General features: G+C 67.5%; 15 protein-coding genes. 6 read left to right on the forward strand and 9 right to left on the reverse strand.

Annotation, left to right across the window (positions count from 1 at the left end; genetic code table 11):
* Positions 1–2: 2 nt before the first annotated feature.
* Positions 3–272, forward strand: coding sequence for an HPr family phosphocarrier protein (locus ABE960_RS12615; protein WP_349762630.1), 270 nt, complete (start codon positions 3–5; stop codon positions 270–272).
* Positions 273–311: 39 nt separating this feature from the next.
* On the opposite strand, the gene pmbA is transcribed toward ABE960_RS12615, so the two are convergent.
* Positions 312–1,652: a metalloprotease PmbA gene (pmbA, locus tag ABE960_RS12620; RefSeq protein ID WP_349762631.1), complete on the reverse strand. Its 1,341-nt coding sequence runs from the start codon at positions 1,650–1,652 to the stop codon at positions 312–314.
* Between the two features lie 119 nt (positions 1,653–1,771).
* Here pmbA and yjgA point away from each other — a divergent pair, with 119 nt between their 5' ends.
* Positions 1,772–2,278: a ribosome biogenesis factor YjgA gene (gene yjgA, locus ABE960_RS12625; protein WP_349762632.1), complete on the forward strand. Its 507-nt coding sequence runs from the start codon at positions 1,772–1,774 to the stop codon at positions 2,276–2,278.
* 37 nt (positions 2,279–2,315) lie between these two features.
* On the opposite strand, the gene tldD is transcribed toward yjgA, so the two are convergent.
* The 7 genes from tldD to ABE960_RS12660 form a co-directional block, all read right to left on the reverse strand.
* Positions 2,316–3,770 carry a metalloprotease TldD gene (gene tldD / locus ABE960_RS12630; RefSeq protein WP_349762633.1) on the reverse strand — a complete coding sequence of 485 codons (1,455 nt, stop codon included), beginning with the start codon at positions 3,768–3,770 and terminating at the stop codon, positions 2,316–2,318.
* Complete coding sequence (locus ABE960_RS12635; protein WP_349762634.1) at positions 3,767–7,615, reverse strand: YhdP family phospholipid transporter; 3,849 nt, start codon at positions 7,613–7,615, stop codon at positions 3,767–3,769. Before ABE960_RS12635 ends, tldD begins: the two co-directional genes overlap by 4 nt.
* Before the next feature lie 4 nt (positions 7,616–7,619).
* The gene (gene rng, locus ABE960_RS12640) at positions 7,620–9,083 is read right to left on the reverse strand and encodes a ribonuclease G (protein WP_349762635.1); all 1,464 of its coding nucleotides are present in this window, start codon (positions 9,081–9,083) and stop codon (positions 7,620–7,622) included.
* Between the two features lie 88 nt (positions 9,084–9,171).
* Positions 9,172–9,759, reverse strand: coding sequence for a Maf family protein (locus tag ABE960_RS12645; protein WP_349762636.1), 588 nt, complete (start codon positions 9,757–9,759; stop codon positions 9,172–9,174).
* A 36-nt stretch (positions 9,760–9,795) separates the two neighbouring features.
* On the reverse strand, positions 9,796–10,284 hold the full coding sequence (mreD, locus tag ABE960_RS12650; protein ID WP_349762637.1) for a rod shape-determining protein MreD: 489 nt from the start codon (positions 10,282–10,284) through the stop codon (positions 9,796–9,798).
* Positions 10,284–11,156 (reverse strand): rod shape-determining protein MreC, encoded by an 873-nt coding sequence (gene mreC / locus ABE960_RS12655; protein ID WP_432765372.1) that lies wholly within the window; start codon positions 11,154–11,156, stop codon positions 10,284–10,286. The genes mreD and mreC overlap by 1 nt, the downstream gene beginning before the upstream one ends.
* A 74-nt stretch (positions 11,157–11,230) precedes the next feature.
* Positions 11,231–12,268, reverse strand: a complete 1,038-nt coding sequence (locus ABE960_RS12660) for a rod shape-determining protein (RefSeq protein WP_349762638.1) — start codon at positions 12,266–12,268, stop codon at positions 11,231–11,233.
* Positions 12,269–12,448: 180 nt separating this feature from the next.
* Here ABE960_RS12660 and gatC point away from each other — a divergent pair, with 180 nt between their 5' ends.
* From gatC to ABE960_RS12680, 4 genes are read left to right on the forward strand one after another with little or no spacing between them, the layout of a single operon-like run.
* Positions 12,449–12,736, forward strand: coding sequence for an Asp-tRNA(Asn)/Glu-tRNA(Gln) amidotransferase subunit GatC (gene gatC / locus ABE960_RS12665; protein ID WP_349762640.1), 288 nt, complete (start codon positions 12,449–12,451; stop codon positions 12,734–12,736).
* Between the two features lie 51 nt (positions 12,737–12,787).
* Positions 12,788–14,248: an Asp-tRNA(Asn)/Glu-tRNA(Gln) amidotransferase subunit GatA gene (gene gatA / locus ABE960_RS12670; RefSeq protein WP_349762641.1), complete on the forward strand. Its 1,461-nt coding sequence runs from the start codon at positions 12,788–12,790 to the stop codon at positions 14,246–14,248.
* Positions 14,248–15,702, forward strand: coding sequence for an Asp-tRNA(Asn)/Glu-tRNA(Gln) amidotransferase subunit GatB (gene gatB / locus ABE960_RS12675; protein WP_349762642.1), 1,455 nt, complete (start codon positions 14,248–14,250; stop codon positions 15,700–15,702). The genes gatA and gatB overlap by 1 nt, the downstream gene beginning before the upstream one ends.
* A 30-nt stretch (positions 15,703–15,732) precedes the next feature.
* Complete coding sequence (locus tag ABE960_RS12680) at positions 15,733–16,284, forward strand: cupin domain-containing protein (RefSeq protein WP_349762643.1); 552 nt, start codon at positions 15,733–15,735, stop codon at positions 16,282–16,284.
* Positions 16,285–16,293: 9 nt separating this feature from the next.
* Here ABE960_RS12680 and ABE960_RS12685 read toward each other — a convergent pair whose 3' ends face one another.
* On the reverse strand, positions 16,294–16,464 hold the full coding sequence (locus tag ABE960_RS12685; protein ID WP_349762644.1) for a DUF6435 family protein: 171 nt from the start codon (positions 16,462–16,464) through the stop codon (positions 16,294–16,296).
* Positions 16,465–16,618 lie beyond the last annotated feature (154 nt).

Consider the following 16,618-nt stretch of genomic DNA (forward strand, 5'->3'; position numbering starts at 1 on the left):
GCGTGCCGAGACGCAAGCTGACCCTGACCAATCGGCGCGGCCTGCATGCCCGCGCCGCCACCAAGCTGGTACAGTGCTGCCAGCCCTTCGATGCGCGGGTCACCGTTCACCGGGGAGGCCAGCAAGCCGATGCCGGCAACATCATGTCGTTGCTGATTCTCGCCGCACCCTGCGGCACCGAGCTCGAGGTCTGCACCGACGGCGAGGACGCCGAGGCGGCCCTCGAGGCCATCATCGCGCTCTTCGAGGCCCGGTTCCACGAGGATGCCTGAGGGCAGGCCAGGACCGGCCCTTGCCAGGCATCATGCTGGTCAGCTGCCTGCCACCATCATCTCGTCGATCAGCCAGCTGCCGGTATGGATGCTGCCTCGGGTATCGGTATCATCCCCCACGCCCACCAGCCCCTTGAATATCGTTTCGAGGTTGCCGGCAATGGTGAACTCCTCCACCGGATGCTGGATCCGGCCGCCTTCGACCCAGAAGCCGGCCGCACCGCGCGAGTAGTCGCCCGTCACGCCATTGACGCCCTGCCCCATGAGTTCGGTGACCAGCACGCCACGGTCCATGCGCGCGAGCAGCGACTCGCGGCTCTCAAGCGGCGCGGTGAGGCGCAGGTTACGGGCGCCGCCGGCATTGCCGGTGGTCTGAAGGCCCAGCCGCCGAGCGCTGTAGGCCGAGAGCATGTAACTGGCCAGGCGACCGTCCTGGATGAAGACATTGTCTCGGGTCTGCACGCCATCGTTGTCGAACGGCGAACTCGCCATCGCCCCTACCTCCATGGGGCGCTCCCCGAGGCCGAACCACTCCGGGAAGAGCGCATCATTCAGGCGTTCGCAGAGGAAGGATGCCTCGCGGAAGAGGGAGCCCCCGGCGATGGCGCTCATCAGGTGGCCGACCAGGCCGCTGGCCAGAGTCGGGTCGAAGAGCACGGGCATCCGGCCGGTGGCCGGGCGCCTGGCGCCAAGGCGGCGCAGGGTGCGATGGGCGGCGCTCTCGCCCACCGCTTCGGCGTCAAGCAGATCGCGCGGGTCGCGGGCGCTGGTATAGTCGTAGTCGCGCTGCATGCCGTTCTCATCCTCGGCAATCAGCATGCAGGAAAGCGAGTGGCGGCTGCCGCGCTGGCTGCCCAGGAAGCCGTGGCTATTTCCGTAAACGCGCACCCCCTCGCCGCTGGAGAGGCTGGCCCCGTCGGAGCTCTTGATGCCCGCCATGCCTCGCCCGGCCGATTCGCAGCGCAGGGCGAGTTCGGTGGCCTCGTCGATGGAGAGTGGCCAGGGGTGATGGACATCGAGATCGGGAAGGTCCGTGGCCATCAGTGCCGCATCGGCCAGGCCCGAAGCCGGGTCCTCGCCGGTATGGCGGGCGATCGCCAGGGCCTTCTCGACCACGGCACGCACAGAGGCCTCGCCGGCATCGCTGGAGGAGGCACTGCCCTTGCGCTGTCCCACATAGACGGTGATGGCGATCCCCTGGTCCCGGGACAGTTCGACCGTCTCCACCTCGCCCTCGCGAACGCTGACGCCGACGCCCTGATCGACGCTGGCCCCCACCTCGCAGCTCTCGGCCCCGAGCTGGCGGGCCAGGTCCAGGGCCATCCGGGCGCGACTTTCCAGCAAGGCCTGCTGGGCGGTGGCATCGAATGCCTGTGTCATGAACGTCTCTCCTCAGTCGGCCGGCCATGGCGCCGGCCCTCAAGATGGTGCATTGTCCAGCCCCTTGCCGCGGGCTGATATACTAGCGCGCAATTCGACCCCGACGACGTGGAACCGGCATGACCCAGGATGACCTATCCCCGGCCGAACAGCGGCCCAGCAAGTCCCAGCTCAAGCGCGAGATGCAGGCCCTTCAGCAGCTCGGCGAACAGATCATCGCCATGAGCGATGCCCAGCGTGGGCGATTCCCGCTCTCGGATGACCTGCTGGCCGCCGTCGAGGAGACCGGGCGCATCAAGGCCCGCGAGGCCCGCCGCCGCCACATGCAGTACGTCGGCAAGCTGATGCGCGGCGAGGACCTCGAGGGCATCCAGGCGGTGTTCGACGAGATCGAGAACGAGACGCTGCGCCGCGATCATGCCTTTCACCGCCTCGAGCAGTGGCGCGACCGGCTCATCGCGGAAGGCGACGACGCCGTGGAGGCCTTCGTGGTCGAGTTTCCAGACGTCGAGCGTCAGGCGCTGCGCCAGCTCATCCGAAACGCCCGTCGCGAACGCGACCAGGAAAAGCCGCCGACCAACGCCCGCCGACTGTTCCGCCTGATCCGCGATACCGCGGGGTTGTAAACCTTTCGCTTCTCGGCAAGAACAGCCCTTGTTTGCCTCAGGACTGGGTGCCACCCACGGTCAGCTCGTCTAGCTTGAGCGTCGGCTGGCCGACGCCCACCGGCACGCCCTGCCCTTCCTTGCCGCAGACGCCGATGCCGGTATCCAGCTCCATGTCGTGGCCGATCATCGACACGCGACCCATGGCCTCGGGGCCATTGCCGATCAGGGTCGCCCCCTTGACCGGGGCAGTGATCCGGCCATCTTCGATCAGGTAGGCCTCGCTCGCCGAGAAGACGAACTTGCCCGAGGTGATATCCACCTGACCGCCGCCGAAGCTCACCGCGTAGATGCCACGCGACACGCTGGCCAGGATGTCCGCGGGGTCATCGTTCCCCGCGCGCATGTAGGTATTGGTCATGCGGGGCATCGGAAGGTGGGCAAAGGATTCGCGCCGGGCGTTGCCGGTGGGCGCCATGCCCATCAGCCGCGCATTCAGCTTGTCCTGCATGTAGCCGGTCAGGATGCCGTCCTCGATCAGCGGGGTGCACTGGCCCGGCGTTCCCTCGTCGTCGACGGTCATGGAGCCCCGACGGTCCGCCAGGGTGGCATCGTCGACCACCGTGACTCCTCTAGAGGCCACCCGCTGGCCCATGCGCCCGGCGAAGGCCGAGCTGCCCTTGCGGTTGAAGTCGCCCTCCAGGCCATGCCCCACCGCCTCGTGGAGCAGGATGCCTGGCCAGCCAGGCCCCAGCACCACCGGCATCTGCCCGGCCGGCGCGTCGACGGCCTCCAGATTGACCAGCGCCTGGCGAACTGCCTCCTGGGCATAGCGTTCGGCCACGTTCTCGTCTCGCAGCCGGGCCATGGCATAGCGTCCGCCGCCGCCGGCGCTGCCGCGCTCGCGTCGCCCATCCTTCACCGCGATCACGCTGACATTGAAGCGCACCAGGGGGCGGATGTCCGCCGCCAGGGTGCCATCGCTGGCCCGGACCAGCACCACCTCGTGGACCCCGGTGAGCGAGGCGCTGACCTGGGACACCGAAGGGTCCGCCGCCCGGGCCACCCGATCGGCCAGCTTGAGCATGGCTATCTTGTCTTCGGCGGAGAGGCCGGTGAGCGGGTCGACCCCTGCATAGCGTGCCGATGAGGTCATGGACACCCCCGGCGCCACCGGCAGGCGAGCGCCGCTGCGCACGATGCCGGCGGCCGTGCGCCCGGTCTCGGCAAGGGCATCGGCGGTGATCTGGTTGGAGTAGGCGAAACCGGTCTTCTCCCCGGCCAGGGCACGGACGCCGACGCCGCCATCGATGTTGTAGCTGGCCTCCTTGACCTCGCCGTCCTCCAGCACCCAGCCCTCGTGCCAGCTGCGCTGGAAGTAGAGGTCGGCATAGTCGATGCCACGGCCCATGGCATGGCCGAGTCCGGCATCCAGGGCCGCCAGGTCGAGGCCGCCCGGCGTCAGCAGCAAGTCAGAAGCCTCGTCGAGCATGTCGTGAGTCTGTGATGTCATTCGGCACTTTCCAGAGCGATCCGCGGCGAGGTCCAGGGGCCCTGCACGCGATAGTGGATTCGGGTCACGCGGTCGATGGCATCGCCGAAGAGCTTGTCGGCGATGAACAGGGCACCGCCGACGATCGGGGCGCCGGCCAGTATCGCTGCCAGCGGCAGGTTGTTGCTGACCGGAACGGTAACCGCCAGACGCTGGTCGAGTTCCCGGCGAGCCAGGTCGACGCTGCCGTCCAGGGTGAAGTGGGTCGCCGGCCCCTCGATCTCCACCGGACCACGGGTTTCCAGTACCCCACCATACAGGGTGGCGGCACCGCTGACACGATCGAAGGCGGTCCCCTGGCCAGTGACATCGGAGAAATCGAGCCTGAGACGACGCAGCAGGTTGTCGACGTTGAGCAGCCCGATGACCCGGGCCGAGGGGGACTCGACGTTGACGAAGCGCCCGTCGCGCAACTCAACCTCGAGGCTGCCCTGGGAGCGCGCCAGGGCGAACTGCCAGGGGGCCCCCGGCCAGGCGAGCTGGCTCTTCACCAGAGTCTCGGCGCTTTGCACGGCCACCGGCTGGTCCAGCACCGCCAGGGCGCTGCCCAGATCACCGCCTTCCAGGTCGAGCCGTCCCCGGGTCAGGCTATCCCCGGCGCCGCTCGCCTCCCACACCAGGTTGCCACGGGCGATGATCTCACCCAGGGTCAGCTCCAGGGGGTCGATCACCAGGCGTTCGCTCGTCGACCGCCAGCGACCGTCGAAGGGACCGAGCCGCCGCCCCCGCCACGCGATGTCGGCGATACGCAATCGGCCGGCCTGCAACGCCGCGAGTCCCTGCGGCAGAGGGCTCGCCTCGCTCGGCACATCGAGCTCGTCCAGCAGCTGGCCGCTGCCGGTCGCGGGTGGCACCAGGGCATCCAGCGAGAGTCTCTGGAGGTTGATATCCAGGGGCGCCGCCAGGGAGGGCCGATAGGTCAGACCCCCGCTGGCCAGGCTGCCGCCCAGGTCCAGCCGCCAGTCTCCGGCGCTTTCGTTCCCCGACAGCGAAAGCGAGCCCAGGCAACGACCACCTACCTGCAGGCAGTCGGTCTCGATAGCCAGCGAGGACAGCCCCACCGATGGAGCACCATCCTCCTTCCCCCTTGTACTCGCTGCGATCAGCGGCGACAGGGAACGGCCCCACTGGTCCAACGGCAGACGCGGCAGGTCGGCCGCGACCTGCCAACCCGGACGCCCGGACCAGTCGGGGGCCGTGATGGGCCCCAGCCACACCTGCCCCGAGCCGGCGCCGGAGCCTGCGGGCACTCGCCAGCGCAGTCCCAGCTGGTCGCCCAGACGGCCATCGAGGCTTCCCTCGGTCAGGTCGAAGGTCATCTGGAGGGACCTGCGTGCCTCGCGCGGCTTGCCGATCGGCTCCGGCAGGGCAATGGACAGCCCCTCCAACGGGCTGTCGAGACTCAGGGCAACGCCCTCGTCGTCGATCGACAGACGCCCCTGCCACGGCAGCCGGCCGTCGATCAGGGCGCCGAGGGCCGGCGTGCCGCTCCACGCGGTCAGGGCCCGCGCCTCGGCCGTGCCGGACAGGTCGAGCCCGCCGGCTCCGGTGTCGATCTCGGCGACCAGGGGCCCGCCCAGCAACTGTCCGGTCAGCCTCCCCTCCAGGCCGCCCTCCTCCCCATGCTGGCGCCATGCCAGCGGTCCATCGAGGGCACTGAACACCAGCCGCAGGGGCTCATGGACGAGTCGTGTGAAATTCGCTTCGCTCTCGATATCCAGTGCCAGGGACCCCGGCTCTTCGAGGGTCATGGCCAGGTTCAGGGCGCCGGTCGACCCGCCCTCTCCTCGCCAGGACTCCACCGCCTCCATGCCTTCGACGGGCAGCGCCAGCAGGTAGCGACGCAGCGCCTCTGCGGTGGCAGCGAGCTCGCCGCTCACCGCGAGCCGTTGCTCCTCCAGCGTCACCCGGCCCGCCGTGGCCTCGACCCCCAGGCTATCGGCGGCGTCGACCCGCGCCGTCAGCGCCCCGTCGTCCATCTCGAGGCGACCACTGACTCCCTCGAGGGCCGGCCAGCCAGGGGCGAAAGGCAGCCGCCCCTCCTCGATGTCCAGGGCCAGTTGCATGGTTGGCTCGACGCGCGCCCCCTCGCTGGCCAGGGGAACATGCAGGCGCAGCGAGCCCCCGGGCACCCTGCCGGCCACGCCGCCGGCGAGCCAATCGGTCAGGCCGGGGGTCAGAACGCCCACCGGCAGCCAGTCGATAAGCGGGGTCTCGACGGCATCCACGTCCTGAAAGTCGAGCTGGAGCCCGAAGCCACCGCGCTGCCCCCCGCCGACCGAGAGACCAAAGCCCCCTTCGACCCTGGCCCCGTTCCAGACGACATCGAGGTTCCGGCCACTGACGACGCTGCGCGGGCCATCATAGGCCCAGTTGATCATGCCGCTGGCCCGGGAGAGCGGCATCGGCGAGCGGAATACCTTGGGAAAGTCCAGCCGGGTATCCGTGCCGACGAACTCGACGTGCCCCGACAGGTCCTGGGACTGCACCCATACATCCAGGGGACCGACCCCGGGAGCCTGCTCCCAGGGCGACACTGCCACCTCGGTCGCCGCCGCCCGGGCCAGCCAGTGGCCGTCTTCTCGGCCCAGCCCCAGCCCGGTGACCCGCCCCCGGGGATCCAGGCTGTCGATCACTCGCGCCAGGGCTTCAGGCAGCGGCAAGCGGTCTCTCCAGGCGGCCAGGGCCCCCAGGTCGAACTCGCTGGTGTTGAGCCACCAGCCGTCGCCTCGGCTGCGCATATGCCAGAAGCGCGGCATGGCCGGTCCCCGGGCCTCGAGTTCGCCCTCGGGACGTGCCCAGTCGGCGCTGTTCGCATCACCCTCGATCCAGGCCTGCCAGCCTCCCTCATCGCGCAGCCACTGGGCCCGTGCCCCCACCTGCTTGAGCACGATGGCCGGGGGCGCCTCGTCGGCGACCGATTCTGTCTGTTGCAAGGCCAGCAGGGGAGCATTGAGGTCGACACGCAGGTCGGCCAGGGCCCCAGCCTGCCAGCGACCCCAGAGGCGAGCATCGCCGCTGGCGGTCTCCAGCCGCAGGACATCCCCGTAGCCCAGCACCTCGGAGAGCCCCAGCAGGCTCTGGAGTTGCATGTCGGCCTGCAGCGCCGCGCTGAAATCCCCCAGCCCCGAGGGTCCGGGAACCAGCTCCATCACCGCCCGGATGGCATGCTCCTGTTGCCCATCCACCAGCACCTCGCCCTCGAAGTGAGTGCGACGCTCATCGCCCGTCATCACCAGGCGGGGCGCCGTCAGCACGGCACGCTGCTTCTGGCCATGCAGCACCAGGCTGACGTTCTCGAGCCAGGCACTCTGACGCAGCAGCATGCCCACCCAGAAGTCGAGGCGATCAAGGTCGAAGGTGGTCTCGGGGACCAGCACGGGAGGCAGCTCCGCCGGTGCCGGCCATTGCCAGCGTCCGGCCTCGTCCTGGTAGAGGTGCACGGTCACCCCCTGTATCCTTGCATCGGCCACCAGCGGCATGCCGGCGACCAGGCTGCCGAGCGTGTCCAGGCGCAACTGCCCCTGTTCGATCTCGAGCAAGGGGACCTGAGCCGGCCCCTCCCGGGAACGGATATGCAGGCCATCTAGCGACAACTGCGGATCCAGCCGTACGAGACCAGCGGTCATTCCGTCCAGTTCCACCACTGCATGGAACCGCGCCGAGAGCAGGCTCTCAAGGGCCGCGGTCTGCTCGCCCGGCAGGAATGGCAACAACCGCAGCGAGAGCACCAGCACCGCTAGCAGCGCCAACGGCACCGCCACCAGGGTCAACAGCCAGCGAGTGACCAGACGAGTCGTGGACATGGGCTTACATCAGCACGATGTCGTACTGCTCCTGGGAGTAATGGATCTCGACCTGGAAACGGATGGTCTTGCCGATGAATTCCTCGAGGTCCGCCACCGCGGCAGACTCCTCATCGAGCAGGCGATCCACCACCGCCTGGGAGGCAAGCACCGCATAGGTCTCCGCGCTGTAGGCCCGATCCTCGCGCAGGATCTCGCGGAAGATCTCGTAACAGACCGACTCCGGCGTCTTCAGGGTGCCACGTCCCGCGCAGGTCGGGCAGGCCTCGCAGAGGGTCTGTTCCAGGCTCTCCCGGGTGCGCTTGCGGGTCAGCTGCACCAGGCCCAGCTCGGTGACGCCCGTGCACTTGGTCTTGGCATGGTCGCGCTCCAGCGACTTCTCGAGCAGGCGCAACACCTGACGCTGGTGCTCCGTCTCATCCATGTCGATGAAGTCGATGATGATGATGCCGCCGAGGTTGCGCAGCCGCAGCTGTCGGGCGATCGCGGTGGCGGCCTCGAGATTGGTCTTGAAGATCGTCTCCTCGAGGTTGCGGTGCCCCACATAGCCGCCGGTGTTGACGTCGATGGTGGTCATCGCCTCGGTGGGGTCGATGACCAGATACCCCCCGGACTTAAGCTGCACCTTGCGCCCCAGCGCCTTCTGGATCTCGTCCTCGACGCTGAACAGGTCGAAGATCGGCCGCTCCCCGGCATAGTGTTCGATGCGCTCCACCGCGGCAGGCATGAATTCCTGGGCAAACTCGATCAGCTTGACGAAGTTCTCCCGGGAATCAATGCGCACCTTCTCGATGTCATCGCGCATCACGTCGCGCAAGGTGCGCATGAATAAAGGCAGGTCGTCGTAGACCACGCCGGGAGCCTCTACGGTCAGCTTGCGCTCACTCACCCGGCGCCACAGGTGCAGCAGGAAGTGCATGTCGGAGGAGAGCTCCTCATGGGTGACCCCCTCGGCGGCGGTGCGCACGATGAAACCGCCGACGACCTCAAGCTGCTGCTCGCCCCCCGCCGCCTCGACCATGCCACGCAGACGCTCGCGTTCCGTCTCGTCCTCGATGCGCTGGGAGACCCCGTGATGGGGGGAATCGGGCATGTACACCAGATAGCGCGAGGGCACCGACAGGTGAGTGGTCAACCGCGCCCCCTTGGAGCCGATGGGGTCCTTGGTGACCTGTATCACCAGGGCCTGTCCCTCATGTAGCAGCGACGCAATGGAGGCCTGCTCGTCGGCCGGCGTGCCCGGGGGCATCACCTCATGGGCGTGGATGAAGGCGGCACGATCGAGGCCGATGTCGACGAAGGCCGCCTGCATGCCCGGCAGCACTCTCACCACGCGTCCCTTGTAGATGTTGCCGACGATCCCCCGGCGCCGGGCCCGCTCGATAAAGGCCTCCTGGAGAACGCCGTTCTCCACCACGGCGACGCGAGTTTCCATCGGCGTCAGGTTGATGAGTACTTCACCGCTCATGCGGAATTCCTTGTCCAGAAAAGTCTTCCGCCATTATGACATAGCGTGGAATGACTTCGTCCCGATCCGTGGCCATCGAAGCCCTTGACTAGCGCATGGCATTCCATACCGGCACGCCCTGACGAGCCAGCAGGTCTGCGGTCTCGAAAAGCGGCAGGCCCACCACGGCCGAGTGGCTGCCCTCGATGTGCTCGACAAACACCGCGGCCAGGCCCTGAATGGCATAGCCGCCAGCCTTGTCGGCCGGCTCTCCGCTGGCCCAGTAGGCCTCCAGTTCCGCCTCCTGGATCTCGCGCATGAAGACACGGGTCGTCACGCAAGCGGCCAGCACCCCGGCGGGGCCGGTGACCGCCACCCCGGTGAGCACCTCATGGCAGCGGCCGGAGAGAGAACGCAGCATGGCCACGGCATGCTGGCTGTTTGCCGGCTTGCCGAGTATCTCGCTGTCATGCACCACGGCGGTATCCGAGCCCAGGGTGGGCAGCGGCGTGAGGCGGGACCCGGCCAGCGCCTTCTCCCGAGCCAGACGAACCACATAGTCCCGAGGCGATTCCTCCACTTGCGGCGTCTCGTCGATGTCAACGGGGCGCACGTCCACCGCCACGCCGATCGAGGCGAGCAGCTCGCGACGGCGTGGGGAGGCCGAGGCCAGGCACAGCACAGGGTCGTGGGTCATGGAAGCTCCAGGGCGGGTGACGCAGGGCTAGACGGCTCAGTCGCGGGTTTTCCGTCGCCCCAGCGCCTCGAACAGCGTCGTGAGCCAGGGCCAGAGCAACGCCCCGATCAGGGCCGGTATCAGGTAGGAGAGGTGCATCAGGAAGGGCCCGAACAGGGCGCGCATCCATTGCTCGGCCAACTGGACCATTCCCAGCAGCACGAAGATCAGCACCGCCTGCTGGACCAGCGAGTAGGCCCGGAATCGCGGGTAGACCAGAGCGCTGAGGAAGGCCAGCAGCGACAGCAGCAGCGCATTCTGTCCAAGCGGTGCGCCCTCGATGAGGTCTATCAGGATGCCGAGCGCGAAGCCATGAAAGACGCCCACCCGCAGCGGGGCCCGCATGCACCAGTAGATCAACATCAGGCCGAGCCAATCAGGGCGCCAGACTTGCCAGCCATCGGCCAGCGGCATCACCTGCAGGCAAAGGGCCAGCAGCAGCGTGAACCAGATCCACAGCAAGTGGGCGGGAGAGGGCGTGGCCATCAGCGCGATTCCTCATTGGCCGACGCACTGCCAACGGCCTGGGCCGCCTCCAGGGCGGAGGCGCCCAGTTCGCCCTCGGCGGGCGCCACGGGCCGGGCTGGCGGAAACAGCAGGAGGAAATGACGGGAACGTTGCAGTTGCGCCACCGGAGCCGCGGTCACACGGGCAAAGGGTTGGCCCGGGTCATGGATCACCGCCGAGACCCGAGCCACCGGATAACCGGGTGGGAAGCGGCCGCCAAGCCCTGAGGTCGTCAGCAGATCGCCCTGACGAATATCGGAAGTGTCAGACACGTGGACCACGTTCAAGGCATCGTAACTGCCCGACCCCTGAACGACGAAGCGCAGACCGTTGCGATTCACCTGAACCGGCAGCGCATGGCTGGCGTCGGCCAGCAACAGCACCCGGCTGGAATAGGCCGAGGTCGCGGTGATCTGGCCGACCAGCCCGGAGGCGTCCAGCACCGGCTGGCCGACATAGGCGCCATCCCGGCGACCCCGGTCGATCACCATCTGATGGGTGAAGGGATCGGGATCCAGCGACAGGAGTTCGGTGGTGATGTAGGGGATGTCACGCTCGCGGGTCGCCGAGAGCAGCTCGCGCAGTCGCACATTCTCGGCCGTCAGGCTGGCCATCCGCTGCACTCGATGTGAGAGCGTCAGGATCTGCTCGCGCAGGCGACGATTCTCGTCCACCAGGACACGCTGCTCGGAGAGCGCCAGTGCCCCCCAGTTGAGGACATCGCTTGGCAGGCTCACCACCCACTGGATCGGGGCCACAAGGGTCGACAACTGTGCCCGCACGGGCTCCATGCGGGTAAAGCGCGTATCGGCGAACATCAGTGCCGAGGCCAGCATCGCACACAGCAGCATGCGATAGCCCGGCAGCGGCCCGTGCGAGAACAGCGGTTTAATGTTCGACCCCCTGCATCAGGCCAGCGCCTCCGTCAGTCGCTGGAGAGCAGCTCGAAGGTGTGCTGGTCGATCATTTCCAGTGCCTTGCCGCCCCCCCGGGCCACGCAGGTCAGTGGGTCCTCGGCGACGATCACCGGCAGGCCGGTCTCCTCGGCAATCAGCTTGTCGAAGTCGCGCAGCAGCGCCCCGCCGCCGGTCAGCACCAGGCCGCGCTCGGCGATGTCGGACGCCAGTTCGGGCGGCGACTGCTCCAGGGCACTCTTCACCGCGGCGACGATGGAGCCCAGGGTCTCCTGAAGGGCATCGAGGATCTCGTGGGAGTTCAGCGTGAAACTGCGCGGGATGCCCTCGGCGAGGTTGCGGCCGCGCACGTCTATCTCGCGCAGCTCGCCGCCGGGGTAGGCGCAGCCGATCTCTTCCTTGATGCGCTCCGCGGTGGCCTCGCCGATCAGGCTGCCGTAGTGGCGGCGCACGTAGGCGATGATCGCCTCATCGAAACGGTCGCCGCCGACGCGGATGGATTCGGAGTAGACCACGCCGTTGAGCGAGATGATGGCGATCTCGCTGGTGCCGCCGCCGATGTCGACCACCATGGACCCCTGGGCCTCTTCTACCGGCAGGCCGGCACCGATGGCCGCGGCCATGGGCTCCTCGATCAGGAACACCTCGCGGGCCCCGGCGCCCTCGGCAGACTCCTTGATGGCTCGCCGTTCGACCTGAGTCGACATGCAGGGCACGCAGACGAGGACGCGAGGACTCGGCGTCAGGAAGGTACTCTGGTGCACTTTGCGGATGAAATACTGCAGCATCTGTTCGGTGACCGTGAAGTCGGCGATGACACCGTCCTTCATCGGGCGAATGGCAGTGATGTTGCCGGGGGTCCGACCCAGCATGCGCTTGGCATCGGCACCCACCGCTGCCACGCTGCGCATGTTGCCGGACTGGCGAATCGCCACGACCGACGGCTCATCAAGCACGATACCGCGGCCGCGGACGTAAATCAGTGTGTTGGCCGTTCCCAAGTCGATCGATAGATCGCTGGAAAACAGCCCCCTCAAACGTTTGAACATGGAGTCGTTACCTAGTGCAGTCCGGGGAACCCTGTGCGGACGCAAACGGTATCACCGCGGCCCCCCCGCAGCAAGCAGAAGACCCGCGGCGCTCAGCATTCTTGGACCTGCCAGCCACGCCGTGGATGTGGTACCTTCTGCGGTCATTTCCGACCCACCCCGTCTCGAGGAAATTCGATCATGGCGCTTGAACACGCAGACGTTCTCCGAGCCGCCCACCTGGCCCGGCTAGGCCTGAACGACGACGAGGCTGCCCTCTACCTTGACGACCTGAGCCGCATCCTGGCGATGGTCGACCAGCTTCAGGGCCTGGAGACCGAGGGCGTCGCCCCCCTGGCCCATCCCCTTGAGACCACCCAGCGGCTGCGCGCCGACGAGGTCACCGAGGAAGACCGGCGAGAGCAGTTCCAGCGCTGTGCCCCGGCGGTGGAGCAGGGTCTCTACCTGGTACCGCGGGTCGTCGAATGATTCGTGCCACTTCCACTCGATACCGGCAAGCCATCACGGAGCCCAGGGCCCATGCATGACAAGACTCTGACGGAGCTCGCCGCCAGCCTCGCGGCCGGCGAGTTCTCCAGCCGCGAGCTCACCGAGAGTCTGCTCGCGCGCATCGATCGCCTCGACGGCGAGTTCAACAGTTTCATCACCGTGACCGCAGAGCAGGCCCTGTCGGCCGCCGACGCCGCCGATGCCGCCCGCGCTCGAGGCGAGGCCGGCCCGCTGAACGGTGTACCGCTGGCACTCAAGGACATCTTCTGCACCACCGGCGTGAAGACCAGCGCCGGCTCGCGGATGCTCGACAACTTCGTGGCCCCCTATGACGCCACCGTGGTCGAGAAGCTGAAGGCCGCCGGCACGGTAAGTCTGGGCAAGACCAACATGGACGAGTTCGCCATGGGCTCGTCCAACGAGAACAGCTTCTACGGTCCGGTGAAGAACCCCTGGGACGGCGGCGCCGTGCCGGGCGGAAGCTCCGGGGGCAGCGCCGCAGCCGTGGCGGCAGGCCTGGTGCCCGCCGCCATGGGTACCGACACCGGCGGCTCGATCCGCCAGCCGGCCGCCTTCTGTGGCATCACCGGGCTCAAGCCCACCTACGGCCGGGTCTCACGCTACGGCATCATCGCCTACGCCTCGAGCCTCGACCAGGCCGGCCCCATGGCGCGCACGGCTGCCGACTGTGCCCAGTTGCTAGGCGCCATCGCAGGCCACGACCTGCGCGACTCCACCAGCGTGGCCCGCGGCGTCCCCGACTACACCGAGGAGCTCGCCGCGCCGCTTTCCGGCCTGAAGATCGGCCTGCCGAAGGAATACTTCGGCGAGGGCCTCGACCCGCAGGTGGAGAGCGCCGTGGGGGAGGCGATCCGCGTCTACGAGTCGCTGGGCGCCACGGTGCGCGAGGTGAGCCTGCCGCACACCCACTACGCCATCCCGGCCTACTACGTCATCGCTCCGGCGGAGGCTTCGTCTAACCTGTCGCGCTACGATGGCGTGCGCTTCGGCCACCGCTGCGAGGCCCCCACCGACCTGGCTGACCTCTACACGCGCAGCCGCGCCGAGGGCTTCGGCGAGGAGGTCAAGCGCCGCATCCTGATGGGCACCCACACCCTCTCCGAGGGTTTCTTCGACGCCTACTACAAGAAGGCCCAGCAAGTTCGCCGACTGATCCGCCAGGACTTCCTCGACGCCTTCGACGAGGTCGACGTGCTGATGGGGCCTGCCTCGCCGACCCCGGCCTTCGACCTGGGAGCGAACAAGGACCCGGTCTCGATGTACCTGCAGGACATCTACACCATCGCCATCAACCTGGCGGGGATCCCCGGCATCAGCGTGCCGGCCGGCATCGTAGACGGCCGCCCGGTGGGCCTGCAGATCCTCGGCACCCACTTCGCCGAGGCCCGGCTGCTCAACGTCGCCCACCAGTTCCAGCAGGCCACCGACTGGCATCTGCGTCGTCCCGCTCTCGCCGAGGAGTCCCTGTGATGCAATGGGAAACCGTGATCGGGCTGGAGGTTCACGTCCAGCTCGCCACCCGTTCCAAGATCTTCTCCGGCGCCTCGACCGCGTTCGGCGCCGAGCCCAACAGCCAGGCCTGTGCCGTGGACCTGGGCATGCCCGGGGTGCTGCCGGTGCTCAACGAGTCCGCCGTAGCCATGGCCGTGCAGTTCGGCCTGGGCATCCATGCCGAGATCCCCGAGGTCTCGGTGTTCGACCGCAAGAACTACTTCTATCCGGACCTGCCCAAGGGCTATCAGACCAGCCAGATGTACCATCCCATCGTCGGGCCCGGCGAGGTGGAGATCACCCTGGACGACGGCAGCACCAAGGCTATCCGCGTGCACCACGCTCACCTCGAGGAGGACGCCGGCAAGTCGCTCCACGAGGACTTCCATGGCATGACAGGCATCGACCTCAACCGTGCCGGCACGCCGCTGCTCGAGATCGTTTCCGAGCCAGACATGCGCTCGGCCAAGGAGGCCGCGGCCTATCTCAAGGCGATCCACTCCATCGTGACCTACCTCGGCATCAGCGACGGCAACATGGCCGAGGGCTCGATGCGCTGTGACGTCAACGTCTCCGTTCGCCCCAGTGGGCAGGAGGCCTTCGGCACGCGCGCCGAGATCAAGAACGTCAACTCCTTTCGCTTCGTCGAGCGGGCCATCGCCTTCGAAGTGGAACGCCAGGTGGAGTTGATCGAAGACGGCGGCGAGGTGGTGCAGGAGACCCGCCTCTTCGATCCCGAGCGCGACGAGACCCGCAGCATGCGCACCAAGGAGCAGGCCAACGACTACCGGTACTTCCCCTGCCCCGACCTGCTGCCGGTGGTGCTCGACCAGGCCTATGTCGACCACCTGCGCGATAACCTCCCGGAACTGCCCGCCGACAAGCGGGCCCGCTTCCAGGATGAGCTGGGCCTCTCGGCCTACGACGCCGGCGTGCTTTCGGCAAGCCGCGAGATGGCCGAGTACTTCGAGCAGGTCCAGGAGGTCTGCGGCGATGCCAAGCAGGCCGCCAACTGGGTGCAGGGCGAGCTCTCCGGGGCCCTGAATCGTGAGAATCTGCCGATCCAGGACAGCCCCGTCTCGGCTCGGCGGCTCGGTGAACTGGTCGCACGGGTCATCGACGATACCATCAACGGCAAGGCCGCCAAGCAGGTCTTCCAGGCGCTGTGGATCGGTGAGGGCGCCAGTGCCGACGAGGTGATCGAGGCCAAGGGCCTCAAGCAGGTCACCGACACCGGGGCCATCGAGACCATGATCGATCAGGTGATCGCGGACAGCCCCGCCCAGGTGGCACAGTACCGCGATGCCGAGCCCGACAAGCGAGGCAAGATGATCGGCTACTTCGTCGGCCAGGTGATGAAGGCCTCACGCGGCACCGCCAATCCCCAGCAGGTCAACGCACTGCTCAAGGAAAAGCTCGACGCACTGTGCTGATGGCGCCAGTGCCGCAGGAAGGATAAACGGATGTCTGATGAGGTCGGGGCACGGCTGCGTGCCCTGCGCACCCTGAAGGGTATCTCCCAACGCGAGCTTGCCAAGCGCTGCGGGGTCACCCACTCCAGCCTGTCGCTGATCGAGCAGGGCAAGGTCAGCCCATCGGTGAGCTCGTTGAAGAAGATCCTCGACGCCATCCCCATGAGCGTCGGGGACTTCTTCACCATGGACCTCGAGAGCCGCAACCAGGTGTTCTACTCGGCCGACGAACTGGCCGACGTGGGCTCGGGCAACATCATCTACAAGCTGGTCGGGGCCAACCGCGCCAGCCGCGCCCTGGCCTTCATGATCGAGAGCTATCCACCCGGGGCCGACACCGGACGGGAGATGATCGCCCATCAGGGCGAGGAGGCCGGCGTGGTGCTGGAGGGAGAGATCGAGATCACCATCGGCGCCGACTCCCGGCTGCTGGGTCCGGGCGAGGCCTACTACTTCGACACCAACGTGCCCCACCGCTTCCGCAATGCCGGCGGCGTGCCCTGCCGGCTGGTCAGCTGCGCCACCCCGGCGCGGAGCTTCTGAGCCCCCGGCTCAGGATTCCTTCAGCTTCTCAATCTCCTCGCGCAGCGCCTCCGCCTCCTCGGTCAGGGAGGCGTTGGCGCGCATGTCACCATTGCGGGCGGCCAGCATGGCCTGCTCGAGCTTCTGCTCGTAGGCTTTCTGCAGCTTCTTCACCGGGTCACGCTTTAAGAGTCCGAACATGTGGCTGTCTCCTGATTCAAAGGGTTAATGACCAGACTACGCCATAAAATGTACAAAGGCTATACAGTATATTCCACGTGTACACGAAAGGGTGAGGACGGGGCCGCCAAGGACTTGCCCCTTTGCCCCGCCTCTCTCATTGTTGTGTCAGGGC

The sequence above is a fragment of the Halomonas aquatica genome, from assembly GCF_040196335.1.
In the GTDB taxonomy this organism is placed as follows: domain Bacteria; phylum Pseudomonadota; class Gammaproteobacteria; order Pseudomonadales; family Halomonadaceae; genus Halomonas; species Halomonas aquatica.

What these genes read in the sequence shown, in the direction of transcription:
- pmbA (WP_349762631.1), bottom strand. Translation starts at nt 1,652, where the DNA reads ATGACACAGGCATTCGATGCCACCGCCCAGCAGGCCTTGCTGGAAAGT.
- gatC (WP_349762640.1), top strand. Translation starts at nt 12,449, where the DNA reads ATGGCGCTTGAACACGCAGACGTTCTCCGAGCCGCCCACCTGGCCCGG.
- ABE960_RS12680 (WP_349762643.1), top strand. Translation starts at nt 15,733, where the DNA reads ATGTCTGATGAGGTCGGGGCACGGCTGCGTGCCCTGCGCACCCTGAAG.
- tldD (WP_349762633.1), bottom strand. Translation starts at nt 3,770, where the DNA reads ATGACATCACAGACTCACGACATGCTCGACGAGGCTTCTGACTTGCTG.
- ABE960_RS12685 (WP_349762644.1), bottom strand. Translation starts at nt 16,464, where the DNA reads ATGTTCGGACTCTTAAAGCGTGACCCGGTGAAGAAGCTGCAGAAAGCC.
- yjgA (WP_349762632.1), top strand. Translation starts at nt 1,772, where the DNA reads ATGACCCAGGATGACCTATCCCCGGCCGAACAGCGGCCCAGCAAGTCC.
- ABE960_RS12645 (WP_349762636.1), bottom strand. Translation starts at nt 9,759, where the DNA reads ATGACCCACGACCCTGTGCTGTGCCTGGCCTCGGCCTCCCCACGCCGT.
- gatB (WP_349762642.1), top strand. Translation starts at nt 14,248, where the DNA reads ATGCAATGGGAAACCGTGATCGGGCTGGAGGTTCACGTCCAGCTCGCC.
- mreC (WP_432765372.1), bottom strand. Translation starts at nt 11,156, where the DNA reads ATGCTGCTGTGTGCGATGCTGGCCTCGGCACTGATGTTCGCCGATACG.
- ABE960_RS12635 (WP_349762634.1), bottom strand. Translation starts at nt 7,615, where the DNA reads ATGTCCACGACTCGTCTGGTCACTCGCTGGCTGTTGACCCTGGTGGCG.
- mreD (WP_349762637.1), bottom strand. Translation starts at nt 10,284, where the DNA reads ATGGCCACGCCCTCTCCCGCCCACTTGCTGTGGATCTGGTTCACGCTG.
- rng (WP_349762635.1), bottom strand. Translation starts at nt 9,083, where the DNA reads ATGAGCGGTGAAGTACTCATCAACCTGACGCCGATGGAAACTCGCGTC.
- gatA (WP_349762641.1), top strand. Translation starts at nt 12,788, where the DNA reads ATGCATGACAAGACTCTGACGGAGCTCGCCGCCAGCCTCGCGGCCGGC.
- ABE960_RS12660 (WP_349762638.1), bottom strand. Translation starts at nt 12,268, where the DNA reads ATGTTCAAACGTTTGAGGGGGCTGTTTTCCAGCGATCTATCGATCGAC.